The 13266-nt window shown below is 64.9% G+C and carries 24 protein-coding genes; 21 read left to right on the top strand and 3 right to left on the bottom strand.

The features are described 5' to 3' along the window. Positions 1 to 4 precede the first annotated feature (4 nt). The 21 genes from rplD to FZ983_RS21155 all read left to right on the top strand — a co-directional run bounded on the left by rplD (position 5) and on the right by FZ983_RS21155 (position 10419). Entirely contained in the window at positions 5 to 625 is a 621-nt protein-coding gene (gene rplD / locus FZ983_RS21255; protein ID WP_044549482.1) for a 50S ribosomal protein L4, read from the top strand. Further along, positions 622 to 939, top strand: a complete 318-nt coding sequence (locus FZ983_RS21250; protein WP_012973207.1) for a 50S ribosomal protein L23 — start codon at positions 622 to 624, stop codon at positions 937 to 939. The genes rplD and FZ983_RS21250 overlap by 4 nt, the downstream gene beginning before the upstream one ends. Before the next feature lie 16 nt (positions 940 to 955). After that, on the top strand, positions 956 to 1783 hold the full coding sequence (gene rplB / locus FZ983_RS21245; protein ID WP_012973208.1) for a 50S ribosomal protein L2: 828 nt from the start codon (positions 956 to 958) through the stop codon (positions 1781 to 1783). A gap of 12 nt (positions 1784 to 1795) precedes the next feature. Then, complete coding sequence (gene rpsS / locus FZ983_RS21240) at positions 1796 to 2074, top strand: 30S ribosomal protein S19 (protein WP_012973209.1); 279 nt, start codon at positions 1796 to 1798, stop codon at positions 2072 to 2074. Positions 2075 to 2077: 3 nt separating this feature from the next. Then, the gene (gene rplV, locus FZ983_RS21235; RefSeq protein ID WP_014246892.1) at positions 2078 to 2473 is read left to right on the top strand and encodes a 50S ribosomal protein L22; all 396 of its coding nucleotides are present in this window, start codon (positions 2078 to 2080) and stop codon (positions 2471 to 2473) included. After that, complete coding sequence (rpsC, locus tag FZ983_RS21230) at positions 2473 to 3222, top strand: 30S ribosomal protein S3 (RefSeq protein WP_085088119.1); 750 nt, start codon at positions 2473 to 2475, stop codon at positions 3220 to 3222. Before rplV ends, rpsC begins: the two co-directional genes overlap by 1 nt. Before the next feature lie 12 nt (positions 3223 to 3234). Then, positions 3235 to 3666 carry a 50S ribosomal protein L16 gene (gene rplP, locus FZ983_RS21225; RefSeq protein WP_012973212.1) on the top strand — a complete coding sequence of 144 codons (432 nt, stop codon included), beginning with the start codon at positions 3235 to 3237 and terminating at the stop codon, positions 3664 to 3666. Next, positions 3663 to 3869: a 50S ribosomal protein L29 gene (rpmC, locus tag FZ983_RS21220; RefSeq protein WP_012973213.1), complete on the top strand. Its 207-nt coding sequence runs from the start codon at positions 3663 to 3665 to the stop codon at positions 3867 to 3869. The genes rplP and rpmC overlap by 4 nt, the downstream gene beginning before the upstream one ends. Positions 3870 to 3881: 12 nt before the next feature. Then, positions 3882 to 4136, top strand: a complete 255-nt coding sequence (gene rpsQ / locus FZ983_RS21215; protein WP_042694099.1) for a 30S ribosomal protein S17 — start codon at positions 3882 to 3884, stop codon at positions 4134 to 4136. A 19-nt stretch (positions 4137 to 4155) separates the two neighbouring features. Then, complete coding sequence (gene rplN, locus FZ983_RS21210) at positions 4156 to 4524, top strand: 50S ribosomal protein L14 (RefSeq protein WP_012973215.1); 369 nt, start codon at positions 4156 to 4158, stop codon at positions 4522 to 4524. Next, positions 4524 to 4841, top strand: coding sequence for a 50S ribosomal protein L24 (gene rplX / locus FZ983_RS21205; protein ID WP_014246896.1), 318 nt, complete (start codon positions 4524 to 4526; stop codon positions 4839 to 4841). Before rplN ends, rplX begins: the two co-directional genes overlap by 1 nt. A 10-nt stretch (positions 4842 to 4851) precedes the next feature. After that, positions 4852 to 5394 carry a 50S ribosomal protein L5 gene (gene rplE / locus FZ983_RS21200; protein WP_014246897.1) on the top strand — a complete coding sequence of 181 codons (543 nt, stop codon included), beginning with the start codon at positions 4852 to 4854 and terminating at the stop codon, positions 5392 to 5394. A gap of 15 nt (positions 5395 to 5409) precedes the next feature. Next, positions 5410 to 5715 (top strand): 30S ribosomal protein S14, encoded by a 306-nt coding sequence (gene rpsN / locus FZ983_RS21195; RefSeq protein ID WP_149197556.1) that lies wholly within the window; start codon positions 5410 to 5412, stop codon positions 5713 to 5715. Between the two features lie 13 nt (positions 5716 to 5728). After that, positions 5729 to 6127 carry a 30S ribosomal protein S8 gene (rpsH, locus tag FZ983_RS21190; protein WP_042694090.1) on the top strand — a complete coding sequence of 133 codons (399 nt, stop codon included), beginning with the start codon at positions 5729 to 5731 and terminating at the stop codon, positions 6125 to 6127. A 13-nt stretch (positions 6128 to 6140) separates the two neighbouring features. Next, complete coding sequence (gene rplF, locus FZ983_RS21185) at positions 6141 to 6674, top strand: 50S ribosomal protein L6 (protein ID WP_149225497.1); 534 nt, start codon at positions 6141 to 6143, stop codon at positions 6672 to 6674. Positions 6675 to 6679: 5 nt separating this feature from the next. Continuing rightward, positions 6680 to 7042 (top strand): 50S ribosomal protein L18, encoded by a 363-nt coding sequence (gene rplR, locus FZ983_RS21180; RefSeq protein WP_014246901.1) that lies wholly within the window; start codon positions 6680 to 6682, stop codon positions 7040 to 7042. A 12-nt stretch (positions 7043 to 7054) separates the two neighbouring features. Beyond that, positions 7055 to 7624 carry a 30S ribosomal protein S5 gene (gene rpsE / locus FZ983_RS21175; protein WP_014246902.1) on the top strand — a complete coding sequence of 190 codons (570 nt, stop codon included), beginning with the start codon at positions 7055 to 7057 and terminating at the stop codon, positions 7622 to 7624. 2 nt (positions 7625 to 7626) lie between these two features. Beyond that, complete coding sequence (rpmD, locus tag FZ983_RS21170) at positions 7627 to 7818, top strand: 50S ribosomal protein L30 (RefSeq protein WP_014246903.1); 192 nt, start codon at positions 7627 to 7629, stop codon at positions 7816 to 7818. A gap of 4 nt (positions 7819 to 7822) precedes the next feature. Continuing rightward, positions 7823 to 8308 (top strand): 50S ribosomal protein L15, encoded by a 486-nt coding sequence (gene rplO / locus FZ983_RS21165; protein ID WP_149225496.1) that lies wholly within the window; start codon positions 7823 to 7825, stop codon positions 8306 to 8308. Positions 8309 to 8431: 123 nt separating this feature from the next. Beyond that, the gene (gene secY, locus FZ983_RS21160; protein WP_014246905.1) at positions 8432 to 9772 is read left to right on the top strand and encodes a preprotein translocase subunit SecY; all 1341 of its coding nucleotides are present in this window, start codon (positions 8432 to 8434) and stop codon (positions 9770 to 9772) included. Next, entirely contained in the window at positions 9772 to 10419 is a 648-nt protein-coding gene (locus tag FZ983_RS21155; protein WP_149225495.1) for an adenylate kinase, read from the top strand. Before secY ends, FZ983_RS21155 begins: the two co-directional genes overlap by 1 nt. Positions 10420 to 10512: 93 nt before the next feature. Here the strand turns inward: FZ983_RS21155 and FZ983_RS21150 are convergent, their stop codons facing one another. The 3 genes from FZ983_RS21150 to FZ983_RS21140 form a co-directional block, all read right to left on the bottom strand. Next, positions 10513 to 11292 (bottom strand): FadR/GntR family transcriptional regulator, encoded by a 780-nt coding sequence (locus tag FZ983_RS21150; RefSeq protein WP_149225494.1) that lies wholly within the window; start codon positions 11290 to 11292, stop codon positions 10513 to 10515. Positions 11293 to 11455: 163 nt separating this feature from the next. Continuing rightward, positions 11456 to 12373, bottom strand: a complete 918-nt coding sequence (locus tag FZ983_RS21145; RefSeq protein ID WP_149225493.1) for a DMT family transporter — start codon at positions 12371 to 12373, stop codon at positions 11456 to 11458. Positions 12374 to 12513: 140 nt separating this feature from the next. Beyond that, on the bottom strand, positions 12514 to 13215 hold the full coding sequence (locus tag FZ983_RS21140; protein ID WP_149225492.1) for a hypothetical protein: 702 nt from the start codon (positions 13213 to 13215) through the stop codon (positions 12514 to 12516). Between the last annotated feature and the right edge of the window lie 51 nt (positions 13216 to 13266).

The following is a 13266-nucleotide window of genomic DNA, read 5'->3' as shown; positions in this document are numbered from 1 at the left end:
CGCCATGAAGGCCACGATCAAGAACCTGAACAACGAAGCCGTCGGCGAGATCGAGCTGTCGGATGCCGTGTTCGGCCTGCCGACCCGCACCGACCTGCTGGCCCGCATGGTCAACTGGCAGCTGGCCAAGCGCCGCTCCGGTAACCACAAGACCAAGGGCATCAGCGAGATCAGCGGCACGACCAAGAAGCCCTACTCGCAGAAGGGCACCGGTCGCGCTCGCCAGGGCTCCATCCGTTCGCCGCAGTTCCGCGGCGGTGCGACCATCTTCGGGCCGGTGGTGCGTTCGCACGCCCACGACCTGACGAAGAAGGTCCGCAAGCTGGCGCTCAAGACTGCCCTGTCGGCCAAGGCCGCCGAGGGCAAGCTGATCGTTCTCGAGGCTGCCGCTGCCGAGACGCACAAGACCAAGGAGCTGGCCGCCCGTCTGGCCACCCTCGGCCTGACGTCCGCGCTGATCATCGATGGCTCGAACCTGGACGAGAATTTCGCCAAGGCTTCGCGCAACATCCCGCTGATCGACGTGCTGCCGGAGCAGGGCGCCAACGTCTACGACATTCTCCGCCGCGACACGCTGGTCCTGACCCGCAACGCGGTCGAGCAACTGGAGGCTCGCCTGAAATGAGCAAGCAGTCGAAACCTGCGGTGAGCCAGGAGCGGATGTACGACCTGATCCTCGCTCCCGTCATCACCGAGAAGTCGACGTTGGTGTCGGAGCACAACCAGGTCACGTTCCGCGTGCCGCTCACGGCCTCCAAGCCGGAGATCAAGGCCGCCGTTGAAGGTCTCTTCAACGTCAAGGTGACCGCGGTCAACACCCTGGTTTCCAAGGGCAAGACCAAGCGGTTCCGCGGCACCATCGGCCGTCGCTCGGACTTCAAGAAGGCCGTCGTCACCCTCGCCGAGGGTAACAAGATCGACGTGACCACGGGCATCTGAGCGGGAGTGTGATCCGATGGCTCTGAAGCAATACCGCCCGATTACGCCGTCGCTCCGCCAGCTGGTCATCGTTGACCGCTCGGAGCTGTGGAAGGGCAAGCCGGTCAAGACCCTCACCGAGGGCCTGACCAAGTCTGGTGGCCGCAACAACACCGGCCGCATCACTGCGCGCCGCATGGGTGGCGGTCATAAGCGCACCTATCGTCTGGTGGACTTCAAGCGTCGCAAGTTCGACGTTCCGGCCACCGTCGAGCGGCTCGAATATGATCCGAACCGCACGGCCTTCATCGCGCTGATCAAGTACCAGGATGGGACTCTGTCCTACATCCTGGCGCCGCAGCGCCTGAAGGTCGGCGACACGGTCATCTCGGGCGAACGCGTCGACGTGAAGCCCGGCAACGCCATGCCGCTGAAGAACATCCCCGTCGGTTCGATCGTGCACAACGTCGAGCTGAAGGCCGGTAAGGGTGGTCAGGTGGCTCGTTCCGCCGGCACCTACCTGCAGCTGGTCGGCCGCGACGGCGGCTACGCCCAGCTGAAGCTGCCGTCCGGAGAGCTGCGGATGGTTCGCGGCGAGTGCATGGCCACCCTCGGTGCCGTGTCCAACCCGGACCAGATGAACACCAACCTGGGCAAGGCCGGCCGCAACCGTTGGCTGGGCAAGCGTCCGTCGGTCCGTGGCGTCGCCATGAACCCGATCGACCACCCGCACGGTGGTGGTGAGGGTCGCACCTCGGGCGGCCGTCATCCGGTCACGCCGTGGGGCAAGCCGACCAAGGGCAAGAAGACTCGTCACAACAAGAAGACGGATGGCCTGATCCTGCGCCGCCGTCATTCGAAGTAAGGAGGTCGAACGATGGCACGCTCCGTTTGGAAGGGCCCGTTCGTCGACGGCTATCTGCTGAAGAAGGCGGACAAGAGCCGGGCTTCGGGCCGCAACGAGATCATCAAGATCTGGTCGCGTCGTTCGACCATCCTGCCGCAGTTCGTCGGTCTGACGTTCGGCGTCTACAACGGCCACAAGTTCCTGCCGGTTCTGGTTACCGAGCACATGATCGGTCACAAGTTCGGCGAGTTCGCTCCGACGCGGACCTTCTATGGCCACGCGGCGGACAAGAAGGCGAAGAGGAAGTAAGCCATGGGCAAGTCTGCCAATCCCAGCCGGATCGCGGAGAACGAGGCTCTGGCCCGCAATCCGATGATCCGCACCAGCCCGCGGAAGCTCAACCTCGTCGCCCAGCTGATCCGGAACATGGATGCCAGCCGCGCCGTGGCCGAGCTGACCTTCTCCAAGCGTCGCATCGCCGGCGAAGTGAAGAAGGTCCTGCAGGCCGCGATCGCGAACGCCGAGAACAACCACCAGCTCGACGTCGACCGTCTGTACGTGTCGTCGGCGACGGTCGGTCGCGCTCTGGTGATGAAGCGCTTCCACGCCCGTGCCCGCGGTCGCGGCGCCCGGGTCGAGAAGCTGTTCAGCAACCTGACGATCATCGTTCGCGAGCGTGACGCCGCCGTTGCCGAGGGGGCCGAGTAATGGGTCAGAAAATCAATCCGATCGGGCTGCGCCTCGGCATCAACCGGACCTGGGACAGCCGTTGGTTCGCCAAGCGCGACTACGCCAACCTGCTGCACCAGGACCTGAAGCTGCGTGGCTATCTGCAGGGTCGCCTGCAGCAGGCCGGTTGCTCGCGCGTCGTCATCGAACGTCCGGCCAAGAAGGCCCGCATCACCATCCACTCGGCCCGTCCGGGCGTGGTGATCGGCAAGAAGGGCGCGGACATCGAGAAGCTGCGTCTTGAGCTGTCGAAGATGACCGGCAGCGAGGTGAGCCTGAACATCGTCGAGATCCGCAAGCCGGAGATCGACGCTCGCCTCATCGCTGAGAACATCGCCAGCCAGCTCGAGCGTCGCGTGGCATTTCGTCGCGCCATGAAGCGCGCCGTGCAGTCCGCCATGCGTCTGGGCGCCCAGGGCATCCGGATCAACTGCTCCGGCCGTCTCGGCGGTGCGGAAATCGCCCGCATGGAGTGGTACCGCGAGGGCCGCGTTCCGTTGCACACCCTGCGCGCCGACATCGATTACGGTGTGGGCACCGCCAAGACCACCTACGGCACCTGCGGTGTCAAGGTGTGGGTGTTCAAGGGCGAGGTCATGGCTCACGACCCGATGGCGCAGGACAAGCGCATGGGTTCCGAGCCGGTGTCGACCGACGGCGAGCCGCGCCGCGATCGTCACGATCGCCGCGACCGTCGCGAGCGCTCCGAGCGCTCCGAACGCGAGTAAAGGGGCCGAGCGATGCTTTCTCCCAAGCGCACGAAATTCCGTAAGGCCCACAAGGGCCGCATCCACGGCAACGCCAAGGGCGGCACCGCCCTCAATTTCGGCTCCTACGGCCTGAAGGCCCTGGAGCCGGAGCGCATCACCGCCCGTCAGATCGAAGCGGCTCGCCGCGCGATCACCCGCGCGATGAAGCGTCAGGGCCGCGTCTGGATCCGCATTTTCCCGGACCTCCCCGTCTCCACCAAGCCCGCCGAAGTCCGCATGGGTTCCGGTAAGGGTTCGCCGGAGTACTGGGCGGCTCGCGTGAAGCCGGGTCGCATCCTGTTTGAACTGGACGGCGTGCCGGCAGATGTGGCAAAAACCGCCTTCGCTCTGGCGGCCGCGAAGCTGCCGATCAAGGTGAAGCTGGTGACCCGCCTGGGCGGTGTCGAGGAGACCGCGGCATGAAGGCCGTAGACATTCGTACGAAGAGCGCGGATGAGCTGAATGATCAGCTCCTCCAGCTCAAGAAGGAACAGTTCAACCTGCGTTTCCAGAAGGCCTCCGGCCAGCTGGAGAACACCGCGCGGGTGAACACGGTGCGTCGCGACATCGCCCGCATCAAGACCATCCTCGGCGAGCGTGCCCGCTCCGCCGACGCCGGCAAGTAAGGGGGATCATCCATGCCTCGCCGCGTTCTGCAGGGCACGGTGGTCAGCGACAAGTGCGACAAGACCGTTACGGTTCTTGTCGAGCGCCGTGTCATGCACCCCGTGTACAAGAAGTTCATTCGTCAGTCGAAGAAGTACGCCGCCCACGACGAGGGCAACCAGTTCAAGGTCGGCGATACCGTTTCGATCATCGAATGCCGCCCGATCTCGAAGTCCAAGCGTTGGACGGTCGTGACGGAGTCCGCCGCCGACAGCGGCGCCGCGTGATAACGAAAGGTCGTAAACAATGATCCAGATGCAAACCAACCTGGAAGTCGCCGATAACAGCGGGGCGCGCCGGGTGCAGTGCATCAAGGTGCTTGGCGGGTCCAAGCGGAAGGTCGCGACCGTGGGCGACGTCATCGTCGTCTCGGTCAAGGAGGCCATTCCGAAGGGCCGCGTCAAGAAGGGCGACGTGCATCGTGCCGTCATCGTCCGCACCGCGAAGGAACTGCGTCGGGAGGACGGGTCAGCGATCCGTTTCGACCGCAACGCCGCCGTGCTGATCAACAAGCAGGGCGAGCCGATCGGCACCCGTATTTTCGGGCCGGTCACTCGTGAGCTTCGCGGCAAGAAGTTCATGAAGATCATCTCGCTGGCGCCGGAGGTGCTGTAATGGCCGCCAAGATCAAGACCAAGGACAAGGTCGTTGTCCTGACCGGCCGTGACAAGGGCAAGACCGGCGAGGTGTTGAAGGTTTTCCCCAAGGAGAACCGTGCCGTTGTGCAGGGCGTGAACGTGGTGAAGAAGCACCAGCGTGCCAGCGCCCGCTCGCAGGGTGGCATCATCGAGATGGAGGCGCCGATCAACGTCTCCAATCTCGCTCACGTCGATCCCAAGGATGGCAAGCCGACCCGCGTCGGCTTCAAGATCCTTGAGGATGGCCGCAAGGTGCGTGTCGCCAAGCGGTCCGGCGAAGTCATTGACCTGTGAGGGCCCGGGCATGACCGCACGTCTGAAAGAAGTTTACGATTCCAAGATCCGCGCCGCTCTGAAGTCGGAATTCGGCTACAAGAACGACCTGGAAGTTCCGCGGATCGAGAAGATCGTGGTCAACATGGGTGTCGGCGAGGCTGTCGCCGACTCCAAGAAGATCCAGCTCGCCGTGGCCGAGATGGCCGCCATCACCGGTCAGAAGCCGGTGGTGACCAAGTCGCGCAAGTCGATCGCCCAGTTCAAGCTGCGCGAAGGCATGGCGATCGGCTGCAAGGTCACGCTCCGTCGCGACCGCATGTACGAGTTCCTGGATCGCCTGGTGACGATTGCGTTGCCGCGCGTCCGTGACTTCCGCGGTATCCCGGGTGACAGCTTCGACGGCCGTGGTAACTATGCCATGGGCGTCAAGGAGCAGATCATTTTCCCGGAGATCGATTACGACAAGATCGATCAGATCCGCGGCATGGACATCATCATCGTCACTACGGCGAAGACCGACCAGGAAGCCAAGGCTCTCCTGAAGGGCTTCGACATGCCGTTCGTGAGCTGAGGCTGGAGCACGACCATGGCTAAGACCAGTGCCATCGAAAAGAACAAGCGTCGCGCCAAGCTGGCCAAGCAGTACGCGAACAAGCGTGCGCGCCTGAAGGCAATCGCGAACGACAAGACCCTCCCGCCGGAAGAGCAATTCGCTGCCCGCCTCAAGCTGGCCGAACTGCCGCGCAACTCCTCGAAGGTGCGCGTCCGGAACCGCTGCGAAATGACCGGGCGTCCGCGCGCGTTCTATCGCAAGTTCAAGCTGTCCCGCGTCACGCTCCGCGAACTGGCCTCTACCGGCCAGATCCCGGGCATGACGAAGTCGAGCTGGTAAGGAGGGTCCGAGAATGTCTTTGAGCGATCCGCTCGGCGATATGCTGACCCGCATCCGCAACGGTCAGCACGCCCGCATGTCCGTTGTGGTTTCCCCGGCGTCTAAGCTGCGCGTCAACGTCCTGGAAGTTCTGAAGCGTGAAGGCTTCATCCGCGGCTGGTCCGAGGAAGAACTGCGTCCGGGCGTCAAGAACCTGAAGATCGAGCTGAAGTACCACGAAGGCGAGCCTGTCATTAAGCAGATCGCCCGTGTGTCGAAGCCCGGCCGTCGCGTCTACTCGAAGATCGCCGACCTGCCCCGTGTCTACAACGGGCTTGGTCTGTCGATCCTTTCGACCCCGCGCGGTGTGATGTCGGACAATGAGGCCCGCGCCGCCAACGTCGGCGGTGAAGTCCTCTGCCGCGTGTTCTAAGGGGGATTGGCAGATGTCGCGCATTGGCAAGCATCCCGTGCCGGTCCCGGCTGGCGTCGACGTGAAAGTCGACGGTCAGCAGGTGACGGCCAAGGGCAAGCTGGGGCAACTCAGCCTGACCCTGATCGACGACATCACCGCCTCGCTGGAAGACGGCAAGGTGGTGGTGAAGCCGGCAAACGACAGCAAGCGCGCCCGCGTCATGTGGGCGACCTCGCGCACCCTGATCAACAACATGGTCACCGGTGTCAGCCAGGGCTACACGATCAACCTCGAGATCAACGGCGTCGGTTACCGCGCGGCCGTGCAGGGCAAGGAGCTGGTCATGCAGCTCGGCTTCTCGCACGACGTGAAGTACCCGATTCCGGAAGGCATCACGATCAAGTGCGACAAGCCGACGGCCATTTCGGTCAGCGGCTACGACAAGCACAAGGTCGGCCAGGTGGCTGCCGAGATCCGCGGCTGGAAGAAGCCGGAGCCCTACAAGGGCAAGGGCATCAAGTACGAGACCGAAACCGTCCTGCGCAAGGAAGGTAAGAAGAAGTAACCGCCATGCTGAAGCCAAAGCAACTCCACGAGCGCCGCAAGCAGCGCGTGCGCGCGCAGATTGCCAAGAAGGCCGGCGGGCGCGTTCGCCTCTCGGTCTTCCGGTCGAATCTGCACATCTACGCCCAGATCATCGACGACGAAAACGGCAAGACGCTCGCGTCCGCCTCGTCGCTCGAGAAGGAGCTGCGCGAGCAGCTCAAGCACGGCGGCAACGTCGATGCTGCCAAGCGCATCGGCGAGCTGATCGCCGAGCGCGCCAAGGCCGCTGGGATTACCGAGGTCGTCTTCGATCGCGGTGGGTATATTTACCATGGCCGGGTCAAGGCCCTGGCCGACGCCGCCCGCGAGGGCGGGCTGTCGTTCTAAGGAGGCCCGGATATGGCACGTGAACGTGGGGAGCGGGATAACCGCGACCGGCAGCCGCGCGAGCGGGAAGAAAGCGAGCTGATCGAAAAGCTCGTCGGTATCAACCGCGTCGCCAAGGTGGTCAAGGGTGGTCGTCGCTTCGGCTTCGCCGCTCTGGTCGTCGTTGGCGACGGCAAGGGCCGCGTCGGCGTCGGTTCGGGCAAGGCCCGTGAAGTGCCGGAAGCGATCCGCAAGGCGACCGATCAGGCCAAGCGCGGCATGATCCGTGTTCCGCTGCGCGAGGGCCGTACGCTGCATCACGACACCAACGGTCACTTCGGTGCCGGCAAGGTCGTGCTGCGGGCGGCTCCGGCCGGTACTGGCATCATCGCCGGTGGTCCGATGCGCGCGATCTTCGAGGCTCTCGGCGTCGCTGACGTCGTGACCAAGTCGATCGGCACGTCGAACCCGCACAACATGATCAAGGCGACCTTCGACGCCCTGACCCAGGTCACCAGCCCGCGTTCCGTCGCGGCGCGTCGCGGTCGTCGCGTGAGCGACATCCTCGGCCGTCGCGAGGCCGGCGCCGGACAGGAGGCCTGATCATGGCGGAGAAGAAGACCGTCGTCGTGACCCAGATCGGTAGCCCGATCGGCCGCAAGCACGACCAGCGCGAGACGCTGGTCGGTCTGGGTCTCAACAAGCTGCACCGGACCCGCGAGCTGGAGGACACTCCGGCCGTGCGGGGCATGATCGCCAAGGTCGCGCACCTGGTCCGCGTCGAGAACGAGGGCTGAGATCATGACCAAGCTTAACGACCTGCGTGACAACGCCGGTGCCCGCAAGGCGCGCATGCGCGTCGGCCGCGGTATCGGTTCCGGCAAGGGCAAGACCGCTGGCCGCGGCGTGAAGGGTCAGACCTCGCGCACCGGCGTGGCGATCAACGGCTTCGAAGGCGGGCAGATGCCTCTGCACCGCCGCCTGCCGAAGCGCGGTTTCCGGAACATCTTCGCCAAGGAATATTCGGTGGTTAACCTGGGCATGGTCCAGAAGGCCATCGACCTGGGCAAGCTGAATGCTTCCGAGACCATCGATGCCGCGGCGCTCAACGCTGCCGGCGTCACCGGCAAGGTGAAGAAGGACGGCGTCCGTCTGCTGGGCAAGGGCGAGCTGACCGCGAAGGTTTCCTTCACGGTGGCCGGCGCGTCCAAGTCGGCGATTGAGGCCGTCGAAAAGGCGGGTGGCAGCGTCACGCTGACCGCGCCCACCGCCGAAGCCGCCGAGTAAGGTTCCGCGTGAAGCCCGTGCTTGCGCACGGGCTTTCGTGGCACTACAAAAAGCGAAGTCGCGAGGGGCGGCCTGCGTCATGCAGTGCCGCCCCGTTCGCGCTTACGGGACAGGGATTGGACCATGGCATCAGCGGCCGAGCAGCTTGCCGCCAACATCAATTTCGGGGCTTTCTCCAAGGCGACCGAGCTGAAAAAGCGGATTTGGTTCACCTTGGCGGCCCTGATCGTCTACCGGCTGGGCACCTACATCCCTCTGCCGGGCATCGACCCGACGATTCTCAGCGACGTCTTCAAGCAGCAGGGCGGCGGCATCCTCGGCATGTTCGACATGCTGGCCGGCGGCGCGCTGAGCCGCATGACCATCTTCGCGCTCAACATCATGCCGTACATCTCGGCGTCCATCATCGTGCAGTTGCTGACCGCCGTGTCGCCGCAGATGGAGGCCATGAAGAAGGAAGGCGAGGCCGGGCGCAAGAAGCTGAACCAGTACACCCGATTCGGTACGGTGGCGCTCGCCACGGTGCAGGCCTATGGCCTGGCGGTCGGTCTTGAGGCGATGCGCGGCTCCAGCGGGGCGGCGGTCATCGATCCAGGACTGTTCTTCCGCGTCGCAACGGTCATCACGCTGGTTGGCGGCACCATGTTCCTGATGTGGCTGGGCGAGCAGATCACCGCCCGCGGCATCGGCAACGGTATTTCGCTCATCATCTTCGCCGGCATCGTCGCGGAACTGCCGCGCGCGCTGGTCAACACGCTGGAACTCGGCCGCCAGGGCGCCTTGTCCACCCTGTTCATCATCCTGATGCTGGTGATGTCGGTCGGCGTGGTGTTCTTCATCGTCTTCATGGAACGCGCCCAGCGTCGCCTGTTGGTGCAGTATCCCAAGCGCCAGGTCGGCAACCGCGTGTTCGGTGGCGAAGCGTCGCACCTACCGCTGAAGATGAACACGGCCGGTGTCATCCCGCCGATCTTCGCGTCGTCGCTGCTGCTGCTGCCGCTGACCGCAGTCGGCTTCGCCGGCGGCGAGGGGCCCGAGTGGCTGCAGGCGGTGTCGCGCTATCTGGCGCACGGCACGCCGCTCTACATGCTGCTCTACGCCTCGCTGATCGTGTTCTTCTGCTTCTTCTACACGGCCATCGTCTTCAATCCGGCGGAAACGGCCGAGAATCTGCGGAAGTATGGCGGCTTCATCCCGGGCATCCGTCCGGGCAAGAACACCGCCGACCATATCGACTATGTGCTTAGCCGGCTGACGGTCATCGGCTCCGCCTACCTTGTGGCGGTTTGTCTCCTCCCCGAAATCCTGATATCCCAGCACTCGGTTCCGTTTTATTTTGGCGGCACCAGCCTGCTGATCGTGGTCACCGTCACGATGGACACGGTTGCGCAGATTCATTCCCATCTGCTGGCTCACCAGTATGAGGGATTGATCAAGAAATCGAAGCTTCGGGGGAGAAAGTAATGAACCTCATACTGCTCGGTCCGCCGGGCGCCGGGAAGGGGACCCAGGCGCGCCGTCTGGAAGACACGCGTGGCTTGGTGCAGTTGTCCACGGGCGACATGCTCCGCGCCATAGTGGCGGAAGGTGGGCCGCTCGGGCAGCAGGCGAAGGAGATCATGGCCGCCGGCAAGCTGATGCCGGACGAGCTGATGGTCAGCATGATCGCCGAACGCATTTCCAAGCCCGACGTCAAGAACGGCTTCATTCTCGATGGCTTCCCGCGCACCGTGGCCCAGGCCGAGGCGCTGGACAAGATGCTGGAGGAGAAGGGCCTGAAGCTCGATCATGTGATTGAGATGCGGGTCGTCGACGATGTCCTGGTGGAGCGCATCACCGGTCGCTACACGTGCGCCAAATGCGGCAAGGGCTATCACGACAGCTTCGAGAAGCCGAAGGTCGAGGGCGTCTGCGATGTCTGCGGCAGCACCGAGTTCAAGCGGCGCGCCGACGACAATGCGGAGACGGTGACGACCCGTCTCGCCCAGTACCACCAGCAGACCGCGCCGATCCTGCCCTATTACCAGGGACGCGGCGTGTTGAAGGCGGTGGACGGCATGGCCGACATCGATGAGGTGACGAAGGAGATCGAGGCGGTCCTCGCAAGCTGAGGGTCGCATCGGGTCCGATGACAAAGGCCGCAGTCTCCGGTGGGAGGCTGCGGCCTTTGTCGTTCTTTGGTACTGGTCGGCGGAGCGGCCGCGTCAGGCGGTGGGCGTGGCGGGGGAGGGCGGGGCATCGGCCTGCGGCGCCGCCGGGGTCGTCGGCTCTTCGGTCATGGTGCGGTAGCGGGCCAGGATCCAGCCGAGATGGGCGGTAACGGCATTGGCGGCGGCATCGGGGTCGCGGCGGGCGATGGCCTGATGGATGGCGCGGTGATGTTCGATCATCAGCGCCTCGTGGTTCTCCATGAAGGGCTCGGTGTGCTTCATCTCGACCATGTTGCCGAGGATGTCGCGGATGGTGGAAAGCAGGTGGAGATAGACCGGGCTGCCGGACGCCTGGGCGACGGCGACGTGGAAGTCCATGTCATCCGCCGCGCGGCCGCCATCCCGGTTGGTCTCGCTCATCGCCTGCAGGATGCGGCCGATGGTGTCGATCTGTTCCTGCGTCGCCCGTTCGGCGGCACGGCGGGCTGCCCAGCCTTCCAACGCCATGCGGATCTCGACGAGGTCGCACAGGTTCTGATGGGTGCTGCGCACCATAGTGGTCAATGCGCCGTCCATCACCCCGGCCGACGACACCACGCGGGTGCCGCCGCCCTGGACGGCGGTCAGAAATCCCTGGGTCTTAAGCTTCTGCAAGGCCGCCCGGACCGACACGCGACTGACATGCAGCTGTTCGGCGAGTTGGCGCTCGCCCGGCAGACGCTCCCCCGGCACCAACTCGCCGCGCGCGATGCGGTCGAGAAGCTGTTGAGCCACCCACTCCGAAATGCGCTGCGAGGAGGAGGGGACGTGAGCGCTGTCGTCTGTGCCGGGCACGGGTGGTTTCCCTTCGGTCGGAAAGCGGTTTATTGGCAGTTGGTAATACCGGTAGCCGTCTCGGCGGGCCTGGTCAATGGTCGACAGCCCGCCTGCGGCGCCTTGCCCGCGGGATGAAAAGACATGGCTGGCCGGTTGACCGATTGGACAGCCCGGCCTGATATCAGCGGCTTCCGCGCCGGGCCATCAGGATGCCCATCAGGATCACGGCGGCGCCCACCGCCTGCAGCGTCCCCAGAGGTTCGTTCAGCAGCACCCAGGCCAGGATCGCGGCGGCGGCCGGCTGCAGGAGCAGGCTGACGGACGAGAAGGAGGCCGGCAGATGGGCCAGGGCGTAGGCGATCAGGCTCTGCCCGCCGGCATGGCTGAACAGCGCCAGCCCGGCCAACACCAGCCATCCAGCAGCCGTCGCCGGCAGCATCGCCTCGCCGTCATAGAGGCCGAGCGGCAGAAGCACGGCCGCGGTGATGACGCCACTCCACGTCATGATGGTGGCGGTGGAGAATTCGGCGCGCAGGTGCCCGACCGACAGGATGTAGCCGGCATAGAAGACGGCGGTCAAAAGGCCCAATGCGTCGCCGAACAGATGGTCGGCGCTCAGTTGGAAGCTCTGACCCATCAGCACGACCGCGCCGCCAAGCGCCAGCAGCATGCCCAGAACGAAGCGGCCGGTGATCCGCTCCTTGAACAGGAACCAGGCGGCCGGCGCGACGAACAGCGGCGCGAAGTTGGCCAGCAGCGTGGCGTTGGCGACGGAGGTGTAGCGGATGGAGGTGTGCCAGACCGCAAGGTCGCCGGCAAAGCAGAGGCCGGCCAGGGACAGCCGGCCGTAATCGGCGAGCGAGGAGGGGCGCCGGCTGGCTCGGCCGGTGGGCTGTCGCGACTCGCCTACCATCCACAGGGCCAGCACCGGGGTCGCCAGGGCCATGCGCCAGAAGCCGGTGGCAACCGGCCCGACATCGGACAGGCGGACGAAGATCGGGGCGAAGGCGATGCCGAGGGCGCCCAGCAGCAAGGCGATCAGGGCGACGCGTTGCGTCCGGGATGCATGGTCGATGGGGATGGCAGTGGCGTCTGGCATGGGATCGCTTATATCCGCCGATGATTTGGCAGGCCAGCGGGACGCGCGTCATGGCTGCCGTGCGCGCCCGGGTTTCGCTTTTACGGTGTTGGCCGAGCGTGTCTGCCCACTGCGTCGATCCAGTGCCTCGATCCGGTGCGTCAGCGCGGGCGGATGCGGCGCAGCGACACCGACTCGTCGTCTTCCGATCCGAAATCGTCATAGTGGATCGGGCAACGTCCATCCTTGCGCGGCTTGTCCTTCACCGTCGCGGGATACCACTCGCCCTTCCATTCCACCTCCACCCGCATGCCGGGCTGGCACAGCGAGGCGCCGGCCGGGTAGCCACCGGAGTTGTTGGACATCGCCGGGGACTGGACCGGAGATTGGGCCGCGCCCGGCGTCATCGGGCTCAGCCTCGGCGCGGCTGCGGGGACCGGCGCGGGCTTCTCCTGGTCGCAGAAGGCGGTGCACACCGTCCGGGCGATCACCTGACCGCCGCAGCTGCCGCCGAAACAGTCGCGATAGTCGGCCTCGCACCGCGCTTCACAGCTGCTGTTGCCGCAGGAGTAGGAGCGGTCGAAGTCGCTGACCGATTTCTTGATCGGCTTCTTTTCCGCCTGCTGCCGGTTGACGTAGGACTGATACTCGTAAAGCGCCCGCGACCGTGCCTCGTTCACGCAGGCCTGCTGGTTCAGGCCGCAGTTCTGGCGGCAGAAATTGCGGTTCTGCTGGCACTGGTTGACGCACAGCCGCCCCTCCGCCGAATTGGGCGGGATCAGGCTGTACTGAGTCTCATAGACGGGACCGCAGGCGCTGAGCAGCGCCATCACGGCAAGGCAGAGGGTGAGCAGGCGAAGCATGCGGGATGTCTTCCGGGTGGGTTCGCGCGGAAAGGGAAGGACACCGTAACA

Source organism: Azospirillum sp. B21, from assembly GCF_008364825.1.
Taxonomy (GTDB): domain Bacteria; phylum Pseudomonadota; class Alphaproteobacteria; order Azospirillales; family Azospirillaceae; genus Azospirillum.
The sequence above is the reverse complement of the archived record's forward strand: the minus strand, read 5'-3'. Positions and strand labels throughout refer to the sequence as shown.

Bases quoted from the DNA above. Each gene is read 5' to 3' on its own strand.
- rplD (WP_044549482.1), top strand. From the start codon at position 5: ATGAAGGCCACGATCAAGAACCTGAACAACGAAGCCGTCGGCGAGATC.
- FZ983_RS21250 (WP_012973207.1), top strand. From the start codon at position 622: ATGAGCAAGCAGTCGAAACCTGCGGTGAGCCAGGAGCGGATGTACGAC.
- rplB (WP_012973208.1), top strand. From the start codon at position 956: ATGGCTCTGAAGCAATACCGCCCGATTACGCCGTCGCTCCGCCAGCTG.
- rpsS (WP_012973209.1), top strand. From the start codon at position 1,796: ATGGCACGCTCCGTTTGGAAGGGCCCGTTCGTCGACGGCTATCTGCTG.
- rplV (WP_014246892.1), top strand. From the start codon at position 2,078: ATGGGCAAGTCTGCCAATCCCAGCCGGATCGCGGAGAACGAGGCTCTG.
- rpsC (WP_085088119.1), top strand. From the start codon at position 2,473: ATGGGTCAGAAAATCAATCCGATCGGGCTGCGCCTCGGCATCAACCGG.
- rplP (WP_012973212.1), top strand. From the start codon at position 3,235: ATGCTTTCTCCCAAGCGCACGAAATTCCGTAAGGCCCACAAGGGCCGC.
- rpmC (WP_012973213.1), top strand. From the start codon at position 3,663: ATGAAGGCCGTAGACATTCGTACGAAGAGCGCGGATGAGCTGAATGAT.
- rpsQ (WP_042694099.1), top strand. From the start codon at position 3,882: ATGCCTCGCCGCGTTCTGCAGGGCACGGTGGTCAGCGACAAGTGCGAC.
- rplN (WP_012973215.1), top strand. From the start codon at position 4,156: ATGATCCAGATGCAAACCAACCTGGAAGTCGCCGATAACAGCGGGGCG.
- rplX (WP_014246896.1), top strand. From the start codon at position 4,524: ATGGCCGCCAAGATCAAGACCAAGGACAAGGTCGTTGTCCTGACCGGC.
- rplE (WP_014246897.1), top strand. From the start codon at position 4,852: ATGACCGCACGTCTGAAAGAAGTTTACGATTCCAAGATCCGCGCCGCT.
- rpsN (WP_149197556.1), top strand. From the start codon at position 5,410: ATGGCTAAGACCAGTGCCATCGAAAAGAACAAGCGTCGCGCCAAGCTG.
- rpsH (WP_042694090.1), top strand. From the start codon at position 5,729: ATGTCTTTGAGCGATCCGCTCGGCGATATGCTGACCCGCATCCGCAAC.
- rplF (WP_149225497.1), top strand. From the start codon at position 6,141: ATGTCGCGCATTGGCAAGCATCCCGTGCCGGTCCCGGCTGGCGTCGAC.
- rplR (WP_014246901.1), top strand. From the start codon at position 6,680: ATGCTGAAGCCAAAGCAACTCCACGAGCGCCGCAAGCAGCGCGTGCGC.
- rpsE (WP_014246902.1), top strand. From the start codon at position 7,055: ATGGCACGTGAACGTGGGGAGCGGGATAACCGCGACCGGCAGCCGCGC.
- rpmD (WP_014246903.1), top strand. From the start codon at position 7,627: ATGGCGGAGAAGAAGACCGTCGTCGTGACCCAGATCGGTAGCCCGATC.
- rplO (WP_149225496.1), top strand. From the start codon at position 7,823: ATGACCAAGCTTAACGACCTGCGTGACAACGCCGGTGCCCGCAAGGCG.
- secY (WP_014246905.1), top strand. From the start codon at position 8,432: ATGGCATCAGCGGCCGAGCAGCTTGCCGCCAACATCAATTTCGGGGCT.
- FZ983_RS21155 (WP_149225495.1), top strand. From the start codon at position 9,772: ATGAACCTCATACTGCTCGGTCCGCCGGGCGCCGGGAAGGGGACCCAG.
- FZ983_RS21145 (WP_149225493.1), bottom strand. From the start codon at position 12,373: ATGCCAGACGCCACTGCCATCCCCATCGACCATGCATCCCGGACGCAA.
- FZ983_RS21140 (WP_149225492.1), bottom strand. From the start codon at position 13,215: ATGCTTCGCCTGCTCACCCTCTGCCTTGCCGTGATGGCGCTGCTCAGC.